A 17,508-nucleotide genomic window follows, 5' to 3' on the forward strand; every position below is an offset into this window, starting at 1 on the left:
GCCGTCGCAGGTACACTGCGCCGATGAATGCCGCGCCCCAGTTCCACATGATCCTGTTCCAACCGGAAATCCCGCCCAACACGGGCAATGTGATCCGGCTCTGCGCCAACACCGGCGCGCAGCTGCACCTGGTCGAGCCGCTCGGCTTCGCACTGGAAGACAAGCAGCTCAAGCGCGCCGGCCTGGACTACCACGAGTACTCGCGCCTGCAGGTGCATCCGGACCTGGACACTGCGCTGGCGCGGATCGCACCGAAGCGGTTGTTCGCCCTGAGTACGCGTGCCAGCGTCCGCTATGACAGCGTGGCGTTCGAAGACGGTGATGCCTTCCTGTTCGGCCCGGAAAGTCGTGGCCTGCCGCAGGAGGTGCTTGATGCGCTGCCCGATGGTCGCCGGCTGCGCCTGCCGATGCGGCCGGACAATCGCAGCCTCAATCTGTCAAACACCGTTGCGGTGGTGATGTACGAAGCGTGGCGCCAGCACGGGTTTGCCGGCGGCCAGTAGATCCTCGCCACGCGTGGATGATCGTCTGGTAGATGCCGGCCTTGGTCGGCACGGGAGCGCCAACCAAGGTTGGCGACTACCGCCATCCCGGTAGATCCACGCCATGCGTGGATGCCCAGTGCCAACCAAGGTTGGCACCCACCATAAGCAGATTTCAGAACGCGTTGATGCCGGTCAGCTCACGCCCGATCACCAGCTGGTGCACGGTCTCGGTGCCTTCATAGGTGATCACCGATTCCAGGTTCAGCGCATGGCGGATCGCCACGTGCTCGGTGGTGATGCCGGCGCCACCCAGCAGATCGCGACACTCGCGGGCGATGTCGATCGCCATGCGACAGTTGTTCCACTTGGCCAGGCTGACCTGCTGCGGCTGCACCTGCCCAGCTTCCTTCAGGCGGCCCAGCTGCAGCGCCAGCAACTGTGCCATGGTGATGCGCCGGGCCATGTCGGCCAGCTTGATCTGCGCGCTCTGCGTGGCCGCCAACGGACGGCCGAACAGCACGCGCTCCTTGGCATAGCCCATCGCCTCGTCCAGACAGGCGATGGCCGAGCCGATCGGGCCCCAGCTGATGCCGAATCGTGCCTGGGTCAGGCAGCCCAGCGGCCCCTTCAGCCCCTTCACGTTTGGCAGGCGGTGGCTGTCGGGCACGCGCACGTCGTCGAAGAACAGCGCGCCGGTCAGCGACGCGCGCAGGCTCATCTTGTGCTTGATTTCCTGCGTGGTGAAGCCGGGCATGCCCTTCTCCAGCACGAAGCCCTGGATGCCGTCTTCGGTCTGCGCCCAGATGATGGCCAGGTCGGCTACCGGGCCGCTGGTGATCCACATCTTGCTGCCGCTGATGCGCCAGTCGCTGCCATCGCGCACCGCGCGGGTCTTCATGCTGGCCGGGTCGGAACCACCATGCGCCTCGGTCAGGCCGAAGCAACCGATCAGTTCGCCGCGCGCCATCGCCGGCAGCCACTGCCGGCGTTGCTCTTCGCTGCCGTACGCGTAGATGGGATACATGCACAGCGAGCTCTGCACCGACACGAAGCTGCGCAGGCCCGAATCACCGCGCTCCAGCTCCTGGCAGATCAGCCCGTAACTGACCGCGCCAAGGTCACCGCCGCCGTACTCGGCCGGCAGGGTAGCGCCGAGCAGGCCAAGCGAGGCGATCTCCGGCACCAGTTCCGACGGGAACCGCGCCTGGTCGAAGGCATCGCCGATGATCGGCAGCACGCGCTCGTTGGTGAAGCGGGCCACGCTTTCCTGGACTGCGCGCTCTTCCTCGCTGAGCAGGGAACGGACATCGAACAGGTCGTAAGGATCCAAAGCCATGGCACTCACACGCAGACGGGACCTGGCCATTGTCGGTCATCCGGGTGGGTTTGGTGTGCCGGTAGAGGCCGGCCTTGGTCGGCGCTGGCGTTTCTGCGGCCGCCAACCAAGGTTGGCGGCTACCGGCGCTGCGTACGCTGCATTGCAACAATCGCGGTATGAACATCGCCGATCTAGCTCGATCACGCGCAGCCCGGTACCCTGACAACATTCAAACAACCGTTTCGCCCGTGGCTGCACGCGCGATTCCCAGGCAACCGCCGGTGGCCCCGATGCCGGCACTACCCACGAGTCATGCAATCGATGAGTGCTGAAGCCAACGCCCTGCCCCCGCGTGAAGTCATGGAATTCGACGTGGTCATCGTCGGTGCCGGCCCGGCCGGCCTGGCCACCGCGATCCGCCTGCGCCAGCGCGCGATCGAAGCCGGTCGTGAACTGTCGGTCTGCGTGCTGGAGAAGGGCTCCGAGCCCGGTGCGCACGTACTGTCCGGCGCGGTGATGGACCCGCGCGCGCTGACCGAGCTGTTCCCGGACTGGGCCGAGCGCGGCGCACCGCTGAAGCAGAAGGTCACCCGCGACGAGTTCCTGTTCCTCAGCGAGACCGGCGCACGCACCACCCCGCACGCGCTGCTGCCCGAGTGCTTCCACAACGAAGGCAACTACATCATCAGCCTGGGCGAGGTCACCCGCTGGCTGGCGCAGCAGGCCGAGGCGCTGGAAGTGGCGATCTTCCCGGGCTTTGCCGCCGCCGAAGTGCTGTACGCCGATGACGGCGCGGTGATCGGCGTGGCAACCGGTGACATGGGCATCGAAAAGGACGGCAGCATCGGCCCGGCCTTCGAACGCGGCATGGCCCTGCATGCGAAGTACACGGTGTTCGCCGAAGGCGCGCGCGGCCACCTCGGCCGCCAGCTGATCAGCCGTTTCAAGCTGGACGAAGGCAAGGATCCGCAGGCCTACGGCATCGGCATCAAGGAACTGTGGCAGATCGACCCAGCCAAGCACGAGCCGGGCCTGGTGGTGCACGCCGCCGGCTGGCCGCTGGATACCGACACCTACGGCGGTGCGTTCCTGTACCACGCCGACGGCGGCAAGGTCGCCATCGGCTATGTGGTCGGCCTGGACTACAAGAACCCGTGGCTGAGCCCGTTCGAGGAGTTCCAGCGCTTCAAGACCCATCCGTCGATCCGCAAGCACCTGGAAGGTGGTACCCGCATCGGCTACGGCGCGCGTGCGATCACCGCCGGCGGGCTGATGTCGCTGCCGAAGACCGTGTTCCCCGGCGGTGCATTGGTCGGCTGCGAGGCCGGCTACCTCAACGTCAGCCGCATCAAGGGCAGCCACGCGGCGATCAAGACCGGCATGCTGTGCGCCGATGCCGCCTTCGACGCGCTGGTGGCCGATCGCCAGCACGACGAGCTCAGCGCCTACCCGGCCGCCTTTGAAACCAGTTGGCTGCACGACGAACTGAAGCTGTCGAAGAACTTCAAGCAGTGGTTCAAGAAGGGCCAGACCGTGGCCACGCTGATGACCGGCATCGAGCAGTGGCTGCTGCCGAAGCTGGGCGTGCGCAATCCGCCGTGGACCCTGCGCCACAGCATCCCGGACCATGCCTGCCTGGAGCCGGCGTCGAAGCACACGCGCATTGCCTATCCCAAGCCCGATGGCGTGCTGACTTTCGACCGCCTCAGCTCGGTGTTCCTCAGCAGCACCAACCACGACGAGAACCAGCCCAGCCACCTGACATTGAAGGATGCGAGCATCCCGGTGAAGGTGAACCTGGCCGAGTACGCTGGCCCGGAAGCGCGCTACTGCCCGGCAGGCGTGTACGAGTTCGTCGGTGACGGCAACGATGCGCGGCTGCAGATCAACGCGCAGAACTGCGTGCACTGCAAGACCTGCGACATCAAGGACCCGACCCAGAACATCGTCTGGGTGACCCCGCAGGGCGGCGGCGGACCGAACTACTCCGGCATGTGACCGGTGATGGGGCTGCGACCGCCGGTCGCAGCCCCACGTTGCGTGCGACCGTTATCCTGCCCGCCATGCGCGCCTTTCATCTGCTTCTTGTTGTTGCCATGACCCTGGCCGCCAGCGCGTGCCAGCGCCCACCGGCAGCGCCCAGCACGCCGGAACAGGCACGCCAGCAGGCGATGCAGCAGGCATTCGAACTGTGTGCCGGCTGCCACACCGTCAAGGCCGGCGGCATCCACCGCTACGGACCCAACCTGCATGGGGTGATCGGCCGCCGTGCGGGCAGCCTGCCCGACTATGGATACTCGCAAGGCATGCGCCGCGCCGACTTCGTGTGGAGTGCGCAGACCCTGGATACGTTCCTGCAGTCGCCCACCCATCTGGTACCCGGCACCCGCATGTACAACGCGTTCCCCAGCGCGGAGCGTCGCGCGCTGGTGATCGCCTACCTGCAGGAACACGCAGCTCAGTGAGCCAGGCGCTGCAACTGCTGCTGCAGATGCGCCACGAACTGCCCGGCATCGGCGATCGCCGCTGCGTTCTCTTCCTCGCCTGCAGCCTGCAACCGTTCCACCAGCGCGTTGGCGCGATCGGCCAGGCCCCGTGCACCCACCGCCCCCAGCGCGCCGGCCTGCCGATGCAGATGCAGTGCGGCCCTCACCCGGTCGCCTTCCTGCAGCGCGCGCTGCAGGGCCGCGATGTCCTCGTTGCTGGCCTTGATCAGGCTGTCGTGCAGCTGCTGGGCGATCTCGCGCGAACCGAAGCGCCGCTGCAGGGTCGCCAGGTCGGGGAGTCCTTCATCGCCATCGGGTTCATCGTCGCTGTCCACGGCGGCCTGCTCATCCTCCGCACCGTCGGCGCGCGGCAGCCAGCGCAGCAGCGCCTGTCGCAGCGTCGCCAACGACAACGGCTTGGCCAGCACGTCATCCATGCCGGCTTCGCGGCAGCGGCGTGCGTCGGCGTCAAGTACGCTGGCGGTCAGCGCCAGCACCGGCATCCGCGGCTGGCCGTTGCGGCCCTCGCGCTCGCGCAGCAGGCGGGTGAAGCCGAATCCATCCAGCACCGGCATGTGGCAATCGGTGATGACCAGATCGAAGGATTCCGATTCCTCCGCCAGCCGGTCCAGGGCCTGCTGCCCGTCATCGACCAGCACATGCGGCACACCCAGCTGCTGCAGGCGCCAGGCCATCATCGCCTGGTTGGTGGGATGGTCTTCAATGACCATCACCCGTGCCTGGCGCAGATCAGGGGGCAGCAGCGCGATCTGCTGATGCTCGGCCTGCAGCGCCATCACATCCTCGCTGCGTGCCTCCACCAGCGACAGCAGCACTTCCACCCGCGTCCCTTCGCCCAGCTTGCTTTCCAGCTTCAGTTCACCGTCCATCTTCTGCACCAGGCGCCGGCAGATGCTCAGGCCCAGCCCGGCACCACCATGGTCGCGCTGGATGTACGCACCGGCCTGGGTGAAGGGTTCGAACAGGGTCGGCAACTGCTCCGGCGCAATGCCGACGCCGGTATCGGTGACGCTCAGGCGCAGCGGCTGGCTGCCATCCTCCGCAGTAGGGCCCAGCACCTCCAGCTGCAGCCGCACCGAGCCCTTCACGGTGAACTTGATGGCATTGCTGAGCAGGTTGAACACGATCTGTCGAAAACGCACGCCATCCACTTCATGGGCCTGCGCCAGCTGTTCGTCGATGTGCAGCTGCAGATCCAGGCCGCGCGCCGTGGCCTGCGGCAACAACAATCGATGCACCCCTTCCAGCAGTGGCCGCACCGGTAGCGGTACCGGCTCCAGGCGCAGCGCGCCCGCTTCCATCCGCGAATAGTCGAGGATGTCGTCCAGGATCTGCCGCAGCATCTGCGCCGAGTCTTCGATCACGCCGAGGATGCGTTGCTGTTCGGCGTCCAGCGGCGAATGCGCCAGCACTTCGAGCATGCCCAGCACACCGCTCATCGGCGTGCGGATTTCATGGCTCATGGTGGCCAGGAAGCGCGACTTCGCTGCCGCTGCCTGTTCGGCTTCGACCATCGCCGCGGCCAGCGCGTCGGCCTGCGCGCGCGCCTGGCTCACGTCCACCCAGTAACCACTCCAGGTCACCGCGCCCGCTTCGGTGGAATACGGGTGCGCCTGGCTGCGCACCCAGCAGGGTGCGCTTCCTTCGCGATGGACTTGGAACTCGAAGGAAAGCGGTGCGAAATTGCGCGCCGCCAGTTCCATGGCGCGCAACACCTTTTCGCGGTCATCGGCATCGATGCATGCCAGCAGCGCCTGCCCATCCGTCTCCGCCTGCTGGCGGCTGATGCCGAACATCGACTGCACATCGCCGGCGATGAAGGGAAAGCTCAAGGTACCGTCCGCTTCGCGGCGGGCCTGGTAGACGATGGCAGGCAGGTTGTCGGTCACCTCGGCCAGGCGCTGCTCCAGTTCACGGCGGCCGGCCACTTCACGGCGCAACCGCCAGTGGCCCAGCCCGTGCACCGCCACCGCGGTGGCCAGCACCAGCAGCAGCGGAAGGCCCCAGCGCAGGAGCGTGCGCCAGTCCACCCCATCGCGATATTCCACCGACAGCCAATCGCCGCGCAGGGCCTCGCGCTGGCGTGGCCCCATCTGCAGCAGCAGGCGGTCGAAGGTGGTGGCCAATGCCGCATGACCACGCTCCACCGCCAGCGCCAGCTGGTCGTTGAACCCCGCGGGCGCAGCCAGTTGCAGGCGCCCCGGAAAGCGGTTGCGCAGCAGCTGGTCGACCAGCGCCAGGTTGCCCACGTAGGCATCGGCCTCGCCATCAGCAAGACGTTGCAGGGCCTGCTCGGCACTGCGCGCGGCGACGATCTTCACCGACGGCGCCTGCTGCTGCACGTAGCCGCGGATGCGCTCCGGATCGGACAGCAGCACGCGTTTGCCGTCCAGGTCCGACAAGCCCAGCATCGACGGACTGTCCGTGCGGGTGACGATCACGTTGGGCACGGTGATGAAGGGCTGGCTGAATACCCATTCCGGCCCCAGATAGCTCGAATCGGCAGGAATGCCGATCACCGCCTGCAGTTCCCCGCGACGCGCCTTCTCGCGCACCTCGTACCAGTCATGGCTGTTTTCAACCTGCAGGTTGGCGCCGGCCTGCAGCAGGCGCTGCAGGTATTCATTGGTCAGGCCACTGGGCTTGCCATGCCTGTCGGCGAACGACAGCGGTGCGGCATTGGGCGCAAAACCAATCTTCAACGGCTGCTGCAGCACGCGTTTTTCGGCTTGGCTCAACGCCAGCTGCGCCGATGCCGACCATTGCGGAGGCGGCAGCCAGCGCTGCGCGAGGGCGTCGCGCTGGGCCTCGCTGATGGCGGCAAGCGCCAGATCCAGTGCTTCGGACAACGGTTGTTTGCTGTTGGGCACACCGAAATGCAACTGCTCGGGGGGCAGATCGCTGGGCCGCAGCAACACCACACCCTTCAACTTGGCGGCGGCGATCAGTTCCGTTGCCACGTAGGCATTACCGATGAAAATGTCGGCTTTGTCGTCTCTGACCATATTCAAGGCGGTCAGCGTGTTGTCTGCGACAAGTTGTCGTGCCCTTGGGAACCGCGCACGCACCTGCGGCCCGGTCATGAAGTCCTGCTCGACCACAACGCGCAGGCCATCCAGATCGGGTGCCTCCGAGGCACGCAGGTCCTGGGGGCGCCCGACCATGGCCAGCGGTGCTTCGGCATAGGCGGTGGTGTAGACCATGCAACGGGTACGCTCGGCACTGAGCGCGATGTTCATCACCACGTCGATCTCGCCGCGACACGCCGCATCCAGCACCGAAGGCCAGTCCGGATAGCGGCGCGTCTCCACCTTCAGGCCAAGCTGACGGGCCGAAAGCGTCAGGTAGTCCGGGCCGAGACCCACCTGCTTCCCGTCCTGGATCGACTCAAAAGGAGGCCAGCCACTGTCATACTGTCCAACAACGACAACAGGATGTGCGGCCAGGTATTCGCGCTGCAGGGGACTGAGCGGCAACGGTCCCGGCGCGGACGCGGACTGGGCCAGCGCCGGCAGAGCCAGCAGGGTCGTCAACAGGATCAGTCCACGAGCCGCCCAGCTGCGCATCTGCAACGATCTCCTGGAAGTCCTGCCAAGGACCGCGATAGTCGCGGTCCGGCGTGCCGGTGGCCATACTAAAGCATGACCTTGCGCATCATCATCGCAGACGATCACCCCGTGGTCCGCATCGGTACCCGCGCCGTCATCGAGTCCAGCGGCGTTGGCAAAGTCGTTGGCGAGGCCGACAACGCCCAGGCGCTGATGACCCTGCTGACCACCCAGCCCTGCGACCTGCTGGTCACCGACTATTCGATGCCCGGCAGTCCCCAGGCCGATGGCTTCGCCATGATCGGCATGATCCGCCGCCGCCATCCCGACCTGCCGGTGCTCATGCTCAGCGTCTCCAACAACCTGGCGATCCTGCGCATGGTGCTCGACAGCGGCGTGCTCGGCCTGGTCGACAAGAGTTCGTCGATGGATGAACTGCCGCAGGCGATCCAGGCGGTCTACCGCGGCCAGTCCTACATCAGCCGCAGCCTGCGCGAGCGGGTGGAGGAAGCCGGCAGCTGGCGCATGCGCGAGGGCGATGGCAAGCCGTTGTCGCCGCGCGAAGTGGAGGTGCTGCGCCTGCTCGGCACCGGCATGACGGTGAAGGAAATCTCGCTGCAGCTGCACAAGAGCGTCAGCACCATCAGCCGTCAGAAGGGCGATGCCATGCTCAAGCTGGGGCTGAAGGGTGATGCGGAACTGTTCGACTACCTGCGCGACGGCAGGATCTGAGACACCGTTCTCAGCTCTTCGGGGGAGGCTCCCCCTGCCCCCCTGTGATCATCGTCGCATCTGTGCCATCATCCGCCCTGATGGGTTTTCCTATGCGAGGTCGAAGGAATCGACCGGCTCATCACGACGTTCCCCTTCATTGAGGGTGGGGCGTGTTCTGCGTTGGCCTTCCTGCCCGACGCCCGCAAACCATGGAGAGGTGCATGAAGATCCTTCCGCAATCCCGCTTGGCCCGTGTCCGCCCACGTCTGTGTGCGACGTTCGCTGGCCTGCTCGTTGCGTTGCTTGCCAGCGCTTGCACCCCCTCGACTTCGACCGCGTCACCACAGGGCGCCACCGCGCCACGACAGGATGTTGCCCCGATGCAGAGCTCCGCCACACCCGCCACCACGGCCACCGCCACGCCCCCCGATGCCGGCAGCGTGCTGTATTTCATCTACGACGTCGACGGCGATGGCGCCGTTTCGTACGAAGTAGCCAATGGCAGTGTCGCCACCTTCTGGTTCGGCCATGCCTTCGAAGTGGCCGGCACCCGCTATTACACCGGCTTTGCCTGGAACACGCCGCAGAAGTACGGCAAGCCCGGCGAGGACGATGCCGGTCCGGACAGCCAGGTCACCCTGACCGAGGCCACCTTCACCCTGACCGGCGACAAGCCGGACCGGCCGTGGGTGTTCAAGGGTGCCGAACCGTGGATCGGCACCGTCGGCGCCTATGGCACCGCGCCGGACATCGACAGCAAGCGCAAGCCGCTGGAGTACCGCACCCCGGCCGGCAAGCTGGTGCTGGCGGTGCCGACCAGCACCTTCGCCACCGGTACCAGCATCGAAAGCTACACCGTGCTGGTGTTCAACCCGGACTACGAGAAGTCCGAAGACGGTCAGGTCTGGTCCAGCCTGGGCACGGTGATCACCGGCGAAGACAATTCGGCCGCCTGCGACGATGGCCAGGTGATGCCGTGCGTCAGCAACCGGGGCGTTCTGGCCTTCAACGCCGTCGCCGGCAGCGACCTGCCCACCATCACTGTCACCGCCACCGGCACCACCATTTCCGGCCCGGGCCAGACCCGTGCGCTGGGTGCGGCCGATGCACGCCAGTACCACTACGACGCCGCCCGCAAGGCCTACGTCGAAAAGTAAAACGCAACACCCCGCAGCACCTGTTGACCGACATGTTGAAGACTCACGGATGAGTCCGGTTGGCGTATCGCGGCAAAGGCCGCACCATCAACCCCAGAGGAAGTGTCATGGCACAACGTGACTACAGCAGAAAGGAAGTTCTCGACATCATCGAGCAGGTTGCACAGCGCAAGGGCATCGCCAGCGAAGACTTCCTGCGCTTTGCCCACATCGAGACCGGTGGCCGCTTCAACGAACGCGCACACAATGACAAGACCGATGCCAAGGGCCTGTTCCAGTTCCTGCCGTCGTCGGCCAAGCAGTACGGCCTGACCGGCCACGAATACGACCCGACCCGCAACACCGAAGCGGCAGCGGAGATGTTCAAGCGCAACCTGGTGGACATGGAAAAGCGCCATGACCGCACCGGCCACCCGTACCTGTCCGGTGATGACAAGCCGAGCGGCCTGGACCTGTACCTGGCACACCAGCAGGGTGCGGCCGGCTACGGTTCGATCCAGACCGCGATCGCCACCGGCACGTTCGGCCTGGTGCGCGACGGCCACGGCGATCCGATCGACATGCGCCCACGCATCATGGGCCAGATCGGCGGTGACGTGGAAGCGCTGACCGGGCATACGCGCACCGAGATGCGCACGATGAATGATCGTGACCTGGCCAGCACCTTCGCCCAGTACTACGACCGCAAGTACGACGCGATCAGCATCCCGGAAAAGAACATCGCACCGATCACCGAGGGCCAGGCACGTCCGGCACCGACGCAGGCCGCACCGACGCAGACCGTGACCCCGGCCGCGCAGGCCGCTGTTGCCGCCGGTGCCGCGACCATCGCCGCCACCGCCACGGCTGCCGCAGCCAAGCCGGATGCGCCCGGCATTTCGCTGGATGCGGCCTACAACGCCGGCGTCAAGTACGACAACGTCAAGTACGCGATCAACATCGAGTCCAGCCAGTACTACCGTGGCAAGGGCGTCACCGGCAAGAACGTCGACCAGGGTTACATCGACTGCTCCGGCTGGGTCGGCACGATGCTCAACAAGACCCAGGACGAGATCAACCAGAAGGCCGGCCACGCGGTCTTCGCCGACGCCGACAAGATCAAGCTGGGCTTCGCCGGCTCCGGCGGTATCGTGCACGAGGCCTACAAGGACTCGGGCGTGCTGCTCAAGCGCGACGACATCCTCAAGCCGGGTGCGCTGAAGGAAGGCATGGTGATCGGCCTGGATACGGCCAAGACCAAGCACGAGCACTGGAATGGTATCGACCACATCGTGATGGTGGTGCGTGACCCGAACACCGACAAACTGCTGATCAGCCAGTCCACCGGCAAGCTGGGTGTGCACACGATGCCGGTGGAGGATTACCTCAAGCAGGTGAAGGACCACCCGAACTGGAAGCTGTTCGCCTCCGATCCGCTGCACCAGGCACGCGACCTGCTGGAAAACCGCAGCCAGACGCATGAGCAGGCGCAGGCCAAGGGCGCGGCCGAGCCGAAGCCGGCGGCGCAGGAAAAGCCGCAGACCGGCAACGAAGTGCATAAGCAGGGTGCGCACGGCGAAGGTGTGCGCAGGGCACAGGAGCAGCTCGGCCACCTGGGGTATGTGGGTGCCGACGGCAAGCCACTGGTCGAGGATGGAAAGTTCGGTCGCAACACCGAGGCTGCCGTGCGCCAGCTGCAGAAGGACAACGGCCTGGCGGTGGACGGCATCATCGGCCCGAAGACGCTGGATGCGATCAAGGACGCGCGCGAACGCCCGCTGCTCAATGACGAGCGCCACCCGCAGAACCCGATGTACAACCAGGCCGTGAAGGGCATGGAAGGCCTGCCGGCAGGCACCTTCAAGGACCGTCATGCACTGGAGGCCGCCGCCGCAGCACTGACTAAGGAAGCGCAGGCCAGCGGCATGCAGCGCATCGACTCGGTGGTGCCCAGCACCAACGGCGAGCGCATGTTTGCCGTGCAGGGCACCGCCGGCGACCCGGCCGCCTGCCGCGCGGCGGTGGACACCCGCGCTGCCAGCGAGCAGAGCATGGCGCTCAGCAGTGGTGCGGTGCACGGTGCACCGAATGTCCTGCAGCAGCAGGATGCCCAGCAGGAGCAGGTGAAGCAGGCCCAGCGCGCCATGGGCCACTGAGCCAGGCACAGGGAGACCAGGGGAAGGGCCGCGTACTGCGGCCCTTTTCCTTTCTGGCAGCTGAGCGGCCGCAGCGCTTTCAGCCTCGCTTCATGCCGCCTGACGCTAGATGAATGCGCAAGCCGCACGGGGATCGCGCGCAATGTTCCGGCAATGTCCGGGCACCAGCGTGGTCCCTACGGCAGCCGGGGCGCCCAGCGCCCTCCCTGCCCACCGTGGCATGCACCTCACAGGAGAACCCAACATGCTCAGCACTTCCGCACTCAGCTTCCGTGGTCTGGCGATGGCCCTGGCACTGCTTGCCGGCGTGGCCGTGGTCAGTGATGCCAGCGCGATGTCGAGGAAGGACAAGCGCACCGTGGTCGGTGCCGTCGTCGGCGGCGTGGCGGGTCACCTGATCTCCAACGGCGACCCGGCCGCCACCGTCGGCGGCGCGGTTGCCGGCGGCGCCATCGGCAACCTGACCACCTCCGACCGCCATGATCGCCGTTACGACGGGCGCTATGACCGCCGTTACGACCGTGGCTACAACCGCGGTTATGGCTACGACCGCCGCGATGACCGTCGCTGGCAGCGCGAGCGCCATGACAACCGTTACTACCACGACCGCGGCCGCCATCGCGGCTGGTAAGCGCACCGGCCACAGGCCGCACATGACGTCCCTGACGGGCGGGTCGATGACCCGCCCGTTTGCGTCTGCGGCGCCCATGGCGTTGAATGCGCAGCCTTGGATGTTCCTTTACTCACCAGCGGCCGTGGCATGACTTCTTCCTCCCATCGCGTGCAGGGCCTCAACAACGACGAGGTCGCCGCCGACTGGCCGGCGATCGACGCGCAGGAGATCACCTGGCTGCGTGGCCACTTTGCGCAGCTGGGCGCGGACAGCACGCTGCGCTGGCACAGCCCGCGTCCGTTGTCGGCTGCGGCCATCGTCGACGGCACGCGCGGTCCGGTCTTCATCAAGCGCCACCACCACAGTGTGCGTAGTGCGGGAAGCCTGGAAGAAGAACACCGTTTCATCGCGCATCTGGCGACTGCCGGAATACCGGTAGTGCAGGTGCTGGCCAGCAACGACGGCCGCACCGCACTCGAACACCGCCAGTGGACCTACGAACTGCATGCGGTGGGCGCCGGCAAGGACCTGTATCGCGAGCTGCCGTCGTGGTCGCCGCTGACCGACGTCGCCCAGGCCCGCGAGGCAGGCTGCATGCTGGCCACACTGCACCGCGCCGCGGCCAGCTACCACGCCCCGCAACGCAGCACCCACCTGCTGGTGGCACGCGACGACCTGATCCGCGCCGATGACCCGATCGCCGCGCTGAAGGCCGACCTCGGCAACCGCCCTGGGCTGGCCCGCTACCTGGCGCGCATTCCCTGGGAAGAACAGCTGCGCCGCGATGTGCTGCCCTGGCACCACGGCCTGGCCGCGCGCCTGCAGGACGAACCACGGCTGTGGGCGCACAACGACTGGCACGTCTCCAACCTGCTGTGGAACGACGACGGCACGATTGCCACGGTGCTCGATTTCGGCCTGGCCTCTCCAACCAGCGCGCTGTTCGACCTGGCCACCGCCATCGAACGCAACGCAGTGGCCTGGCTGCAACTGGAGCGTGGTACCGACGCGGTACGCATCGATATCGCCCTGGCCCTGCTGGATGGCTATCGGCAGGAACTGCCGCTGTCGCCCACGCGCGTGCACCTGCTGGCCGACCTGCTGCCGATGGTGCATTTCGACTTCGCTCTGTCCGAAGTGGAGTACTTCGAGGGCGTCACCGGCTCCACCGCGAATGCCGACGTCGCCTGGCAGCCGTTCATGCTCGGGCATCCGGCCTGGTTCGCCACCGCCCCCGGCCAGGCCCTGCTGGCGGCCCTGCACGCCGCCGCGTAAGCCGCGAACCACCAAACACGCTGGGTACTCAGTAGATCGACGCCATGCGTCGATGATGCGCTCGGCCGGGGTCAGATCCGTTTCCGCTGGAAAGGGATCTGAGCCCGGCTGAAGGGCGGTAGCTCGCAAATCCGTACCATTTGTAGTGAAATGGTCACCTGAAGCGGGGGTGCCTGGATTTGCCAGGCTGAGAGAGTCCCTTGGAACCTGATCCGGTTTGCACCGGCGTAGGGAGCTTTGAGCCGCAGCCACCCCCCCGTCATGGGCCGGTGCACCTGCGCGCCGTCGCTTCGTCTCCCTTGTTGTCTGAAGACGAATCGAATGAACCGCTGCCTGCGCCCCACCTTGCTCGCCCTTGCCCTCTGCGCCGCCCTGCCGCTGTACGCCAGCGAGGCAGGCACCGACGCCGTCGATGCTCCGCCGTCCTCGCCCACCGATCTGGCGGCAGTGCGCGTGCAGGCCGGCAAGGCGGCTACCGACACCTCGCGCGTCAACGCATTCGGCGGCGGCTCCTGGAAGGACACCCCCGCCTCGGTGAACGTGCTGGAGCGCGACTACCTCGACCGTCGCCAGGTGCGTTCGCTGTCCGAGCTGGCCAGCAACGATGCCTCGCTGGGCGATGCCTATGCGCCGGTGGGCTACTACCAGAACATCGCCATCCGCGGCTTCGCGCTGGATGCGGCCACCGGCTACCGCTTCAACGGCATGTCCATCGCCGGCGAACAGCGCTTGGCGCTGGAGAACATCCAGGAAGTACAGATCCTGAAGGGCGAAGCCGGCCTCGCGGCTGGCGTGATGGCACCCGGCGGCATCATCAACTACGTGGGCAAGCGCCCGGCGGAAGTGCGCACGGTCACCCTGGGTACCGATTCGGAAGGCTCGCGCTATGCCGCCGTGGATGTGGGCCACTGGCTGACCCCGCGCTTCGGCGTCCGCTTCAATGCCGCCTGGGATGCCAGTGATTCCTACGTCGCGCATGCCGACGGCCGCCGCAACTTCTATTCGCTGGCCACCGACTGGCTGATCGGCGAACGCGGCAAGCTGGAAGTGGATGCCAACTACCAGACCAGCTCGCAGCGCTCGGTGTCCGGCTTCCAGCTGCTGGGCGCGCGCGAGCTGCCGCGCGGCGTCGACCGCGAGCGCCTGCTCGGCTACCAGCCGTGGCAGCGTCCGGTGGACATCGCCAGCACCAACATCACCGCCCTGCACACCTACGACTTCAACGACGCCTGGCAGTCGCGGCTGTCGATCGGCCACAGCCGCTCGGTGATCGATGACAACGTCGCCTTCGCCTACGGCTGCTACTACACCGCAGGGTGCGCAGACGGCAGCGTGCCGGGCAACTATTTCGCCTCCAACGGCGACTACGACATCTACGACTACCGCAGCCCGGATGACACCCGCCGCAACCAGCAGGCGCGTGCCGAACTGCGCGGCAGCTTCGACACCGGCAGCGTCGGCCACCAGCTGAGCATCGGCGCGGACTACTTCCGCCGCACCGTTGACAAGCGCCCGAGCGTCAACGAGTACGTCGGCACCAGCAACATCCACGATGCGCAGGTACCGGTGTTCGAGCCCTCACCGAAAATGCCGGGTGCATCGGCACAACGCCTGGACAGCCGCCAGACCGCGTTCTTCGCGCTGGACCGGATGAGCTTCGGCGATGACTGGCAGTGGCTGGCCGGTGGCCGCTTCGTGCGCCTGGACGAGCGCGCCTATGACAAGCGCGGCACGCCGCAGCGCCACAGCCGCCTGTCGCGCTTCCTGCCGCAGACCGCGCTGGTGTGGAAGGCCACCGACCAGCTCAACGCCTACGCCAGCTACGTGCGCGGCATTTCGTTGGGCCAGGAAGCACCGTTCTGGACGTCCAACGCCGATACCTTCCTGCCGTCGATGCAGTCGCGGCAGCTGGAAGTGGGCGTGAAGTACGTGCCGGTGGACGCTCTTACCCTGGGCGCCGCGGTGTTCCGCACCACCCAGCCCTACCAGTACGCAAAGCCGGACGGCAGCGACGCCGGCTACACCTTCGTCGAAGAAGGCCAGCAGATCCATACCGGGCTGGAACTGACCGCCAACGGCCAGCTGACCGACGCCTTGCAGATCATCGCCAGCGCCAGCGTGCTGCAGGCACGCGCACGCGACACCGGCACCCCGGCGTACGAAGGCCATCAGCTGGTGAACGTGCCGAAGGTACGCGCCAGCGTGCACCTGGCCTATGCACTGCCGTTCGCTGAAGGCCTGGATGTGACCGGAGGCTGGCGCTATGCCGCCGCCAACGTCGCCCGCGCCGATGGTGGTGTACGTGCACCGGACTATTCGGTGTTCGATGCCGGCCTGCGCTTCCAGCATCGCCTGCACGAGCGTGCCGTGACCTGGAACCTGTCGGTGGACAACCTGTTCAACCGCTTCTACTGGCGCGACACCGGCAGCAGCGGCGGTGACTACTACCTGTTCCCGGGTGCGCCGCGACAGGCGCGCCTGTCGGTGACGTTCGCACTGTGAGCGGCGTGGCGCTCGAGTGGACTGCGGCCCTCTTCAGCATCCTCGGGGTGTGGCTGATGGCGAAGCGACGGCTGGCCGCGTGGCCGGTCGGCCTGCTGTCGGTCGCGCTGTACGGCGCGGTGTTTGCCGAGGCCAAGCTGTACTCGGACACGCTGCTGCAGGTCGCCTTTGGTGGTTTCCTGGTCTACGGCTGGATCAACTGGCGCCAGCACGCGGCCGATGAGGGCAGCATCCGCATCGTGCCGCTGGCGCGCGGCACGCTGCTGCGCGACCTCGCCATCGGCCTGTGTGGCGGCGTCGCGCTTGGCGCCGGCATGCACACCTTCACCGATGCGGCGCTGCCATGGCTGGACGCGATGCTGACCGCGTTGAGCCTGGTCGGGCAGTGGTGGCAGGCACGCCGGCACGCCGCCTGCTGGTGGGTGTGGATCGTGGTGGACGTGGTCTACGTGGGCGCGTATCTGTTCAAGTCACTGCACGTGACCGCTGCGTTGTACGTGTTCTTCCTGGGCCTGGCATTGTTCGGGCTGCGGGCGTGGCGTGCAGCCGCGCGGGAACCGCAGGCAGTACCTGCGCGGTAGAGCCATGCCATGCGTGGCTGTTGTGGGGCGACCGTCGCGCCATCCACGCATGGCGTGGATCTACTGGTAGTCGCCAACCTTGGTTGGCACCTGCCAAACGCAGCCACGCATGCGGAGACACATAGTAGAGCCTCGCCATGCGTGGCTGTTGTGGGCAATCGGCACGCGATCCACGCATGTCGTGGATCTACCGGGGTTGCAGCACCAGCCCCAAGCGCAGCGGCTGGCGCATGTCCTTCGGCGGTGCCGCCGGCAACGGCGTGGCCTGCAACGCAGCACGCAGATCGGCATCGACCTGTGCATCCCCCAGGCTGTCGAATTCCAGTTTCGCGATGGCGCCATCGCCGGCGATCCACACGTTTACCACCAACGGCGCCGGCGCATCGGGATGCTCCTGCAGCCAGGCCAGCAGGCGCTGGGCGTGCGGATCCTGCTCCTGCTGCAGACGCTGCTGCAGTTCGCCGCTGACGGAGGCGGCATAGGCCATCCAATGCGCAGGCGCGTCCTGTGCGGACACGCTGGCGCTGCCCAGCGCCAATAGGCCCAGCAACCATGCCAACGGGCGCCAGCCGCGGCGCGAGGACCGCTTGTTGCCTGCAGAAGCCATCACCCACGTCTCCACGTCCATCCCAACGCGCCATGGTCGGCGCCGTAGATGACAGGCAGATGGCGG

At 66.7% G+C, this 17,508-nt stretch carries 13 protein-coding genes and 1 riboswitch; of the genes, 10 read left to right on the forward strand and 3 right to left on the reverse strand.

All coding sequences use genetic code 11. From position 1 onward, the window contains the following. The first annotated feature begins 23 nt into the window (after nt 1-23). Nucleotides 24-503, forward strand: a complete 480-nt coding sequence (locus tag WKB25_RS16445) for a tRNA (cytidine(34)-2'-O)-methyltransferase (protein ID WP_340571828.1) — start codon at nt 24-26, stop codon at nt 501-503. A 154-nt stretch (nt 504-657) separates the two neighbouring features. Here the strand turns inward: WKB25_RS16445 and WKB25_RS16450 are convergent, their stop codons facing one another. Then, a complete protein-coding gene (locus WKB25_RS16450) occupies nt 658-1,821 on the reverse strand; it encodes an acyl-CoA dehydrogenase family protein (RefSeq protein WP_340571829.1) in 1,164 nt (387 codons plus the stop codon). A gap of 303 nt (nt 1,822-2,124) precedes the next feature. On the opposite strand from WKB25_RS16450, the gene WKB25_RS16455 reads away from it, so the two are divergent. Together WKB25_RS16455 and WKB25_RS16460 are read left to right on the forward strand one after the other, a co-directional pair. Then, a complete protein-coding gene (locus WKB25_RS16455) occupies nt 2,125-3,801 on the forward strand; it encodes an electron transfer flavoprotein-ubiquinone oxidoreductase (protein ID WP_340571830.1) in 1,677 nt (558 codons plus the stop codon). Between the two features lie 65 nt (nt 3,802-3,866). Continuing rightward, on the forward strand, nt 3,867-4,268 hold the full coding sequence (locus WKB25_RS16460; protein ID WP_340571831.1) for a c-type cytochrome: 402 nt from the start codon (nt 3,867-3,869) through the stop codon (nt 4,266-4,268). Here the strand turns inward: WKB25_RS16460 and WKB25_RS16465 are convergent. Beyond that, entirely contained in the window at nt 4,262-7,876 is a 3,615-nt protein-coding gene (locus tag WKB25_RS16465) for a transporter substrate-binding domain-containing protein (protein WP_340571832.1), read from the reverse strand. The genes WKB25_RS16460 and WKB25_RS16465 overlap by 7 nt on opposite strands. A gap of 75 nt (nt 7,877-7,951) precedes the next feature. Between WKB25_RS16465 and WKB25_RS16470 the strand changes: the two genes are divergently transcribed. From WKB25_RS16470 to pnuC, 7 genes are all read left to right on the forward strand, one after another. Then, nucleotides 7,952-8,590, forward strand: a complete 639-nt coding sequence (locus tag WKB25_RS16470) for a response regulator transcription factor (RefSeq protein WP_100554383.1) — start codon at nt 7,952-7,954, stop codon at nt 8,588-8,590. Nucleotides 8,591-8,952: 362 nt separating this feature from the next. Continuing rightward, a complete protein-coding gene (locus WKB25_RS16475; protein WP_340571833.1) occupies nt 8,953-9,729 on the forward strand; it encodes a hypothetical protein in 777 nt (258 codons plus the stop codon). A 107-nt stretch (nt 9,730-9,836) separates the two neighbouring features. After that, on the forward strand, nt 9,837-11,864 hold the full coding sequence (locus WKB25_RS16480) for a peptidoglycan-binding protein (protein WP_340571834.1): 2,028 nt from the start codon (nt 9,837-9,839) through the stop codon (nt 11,862-11,864). A gap of 244 nt (nt 11,865-12,108) precedes the next feature. Further along, nucleotides 12,109-12,495: a glycine zipper 2TM domain-containing protein gene (locus WKB25_RS16485; RefSeq protein WP_100461850.1), complete on the forward strand. Its 387-nt coding sequence runs from the start codon at nt 12,109-12,111 to the stop codon at nt 12,493-12,495. 129 nt (nt 12,496-12,624) lie between these two features. Further along, entirely contained in the window at nt 12,625-13,752 is a 1,128-nt protein-coding gene (locus WKB25_RS16490) for a phosphotransferase (protein WP_340571835.1), read from the forward strand. 155 nt (nt 13,753-13,907) lie between these two features. Next, a riboswitch (TPP riboswitch) is annotated at nt 13,908-14,003 on the forward strand. A gap of 70 nt (nt 14,004-14,073) precedes the next feature. Then, nucleotides 14,074-16,254 (forward strand): TonB-dependent siderophore receptor, encoded by a 2,181-nt coding sequence (locus tag WKB25_RS16495; protein WP_340571836.1) that lies wholly within the window; start codon nt 14,074-14,076, stop codon nt 16,252-16,254. Continuing rightward, nucleotides 16,251-16,835: a nicotinamide riboside transporter PnuC gene (gene pnuC / locus WKB25_RS16500; protein ID WP_265951694.1), complete on the forward strand. Its 585-nt coding sequence runs from the start codon at nt 16,251-16,253 to the stop codon at nt 16,833-16,835. Before WKB25_RS16495 ends, pnuC begins: the two co-directional genes overlap by 4 nt. A 187-nt stretch (nt 16,836-17,022) precedes the next feature. On the opposite strand, the gene WKB25_RS16505 is transcribed toward pnuC, so the two are convergent. Continuing rightward, nucleotides 17,023-17,442, reverse strand: coding sequence for a TonB C-terminal domain-containing protein (locus tag WKB25_RS16505; protein ID WP_340571837.1), 420 nt, complete (start codon nt 17,440-17,442; stop codon nt 17,023-17,025). Nucleotides 17,443-17,508: the final 66 nt, after the last annotated feature.

Origin of the sequence: Stenotrophomonas sp. G106K1, from assembly GCF_037969685.1 — a bacterium.
GTDB classification, from domain to species: domain Bacteria; phylum Pseudomonadota; class Gammaproteobacteria; order Xanthomonadales; family Xanthomonadaceae; genus Stenotrophomonas; species Stenotrophomonas lactitubi.

What these genes read in the sequence shown, in the direction of transcription:
- WKB25_RS16490 (WP_340571835.1), top strand. Translation starts at nt 12,625, where the DNA reads ATGACTTCTTCCTCCCATCGCGTGCAGGGCCTCAACAACGACGAGGTC.
- WKB25_RS16480 (WP_340571834.1), top strand. Translation starts at nt 9,837, where the DNA reads ATGGCACAACGTGACTACAGCAGAAAGGAAGTTCTCGACATCATCGAG.
- WKB25_RS16445 (WP_340571828.1), top strand. Translation starts at nt 24, where the DNA reads ATGAATGCCGCGCCCCAGTTCCACATGATCCTGTTCCAACCGGAAATC.
- WKB25_RS16505 (WP_340571837.1), bottom strand. Translation starts at nt 17,442, where the DNA reads ATGGCTTCTGCAGGCAACAAGCGGTCCTCGCGCCGCGGCTGGCGCCCG.
- WKB25_RS16450 (WP_340571829.1), bottom strand. Translation starts at nt 1,821, where the DNA reads ATGGCTTTGGATCCTTACGACCTGTTCGATGTCCGTTCCCTGCTCAGC.
- WKB25_RS16495 (WP_340571836.1), top strand. Translation starts at nt 14,074, where the DNA reads ATGAACCGCTGCCTGCGCCCCACCTTGCTCGCCCTTGCCCTCTGCGCC.
- WKB25_RS16455 (WP_340571830.1), top strand. Translation starts at nt 2,125, where the DNA reads ATGAGTGCTGAAGCCAACGCCCTGCCCCCGCGTGAAGTCATGGAATTC.
- WKB25_RS16470 (WP_100554383.1), top strand. Translation starts at nt 7,952, where the DNA reads ATGACCTTGCGCATCATCATCGCAGACGATCACCCCGTGGTCCGCATC.
- WKB25_RS16460 (WP_340571831.1), top strand. Translation starts at nt 3,867, where the DNA reads ATGCGCGCCTTTCATCTGCTTCTTGTTGTTGCCATGACCCTGGCCGCC.
- WKB25_RS16475 (WP_340571833.1), top strand. Translation starts at nt 8,953, where the DNA reads ATGCAGAGCTCCGCCACACCCGCCACCACGGCCACCGCCACGCCCCCC.
- WKB25_RS16485 (WP_100461850.1), top strand. Translation starts at nt 12,109, where the DNA reads ATGCTCAGCACTTCCGCACTCAGCTTCCGTGGTCTGGCGATGGCCCTG.
- WKB25_RS16465 (WP_340571832.1), bottom strand. Translation starts at nt 7,876, where the DNA reads ATGCGCAGCTGGGCGGCTCGTGGACTGATCCTGTTGACGACCCTGCTG.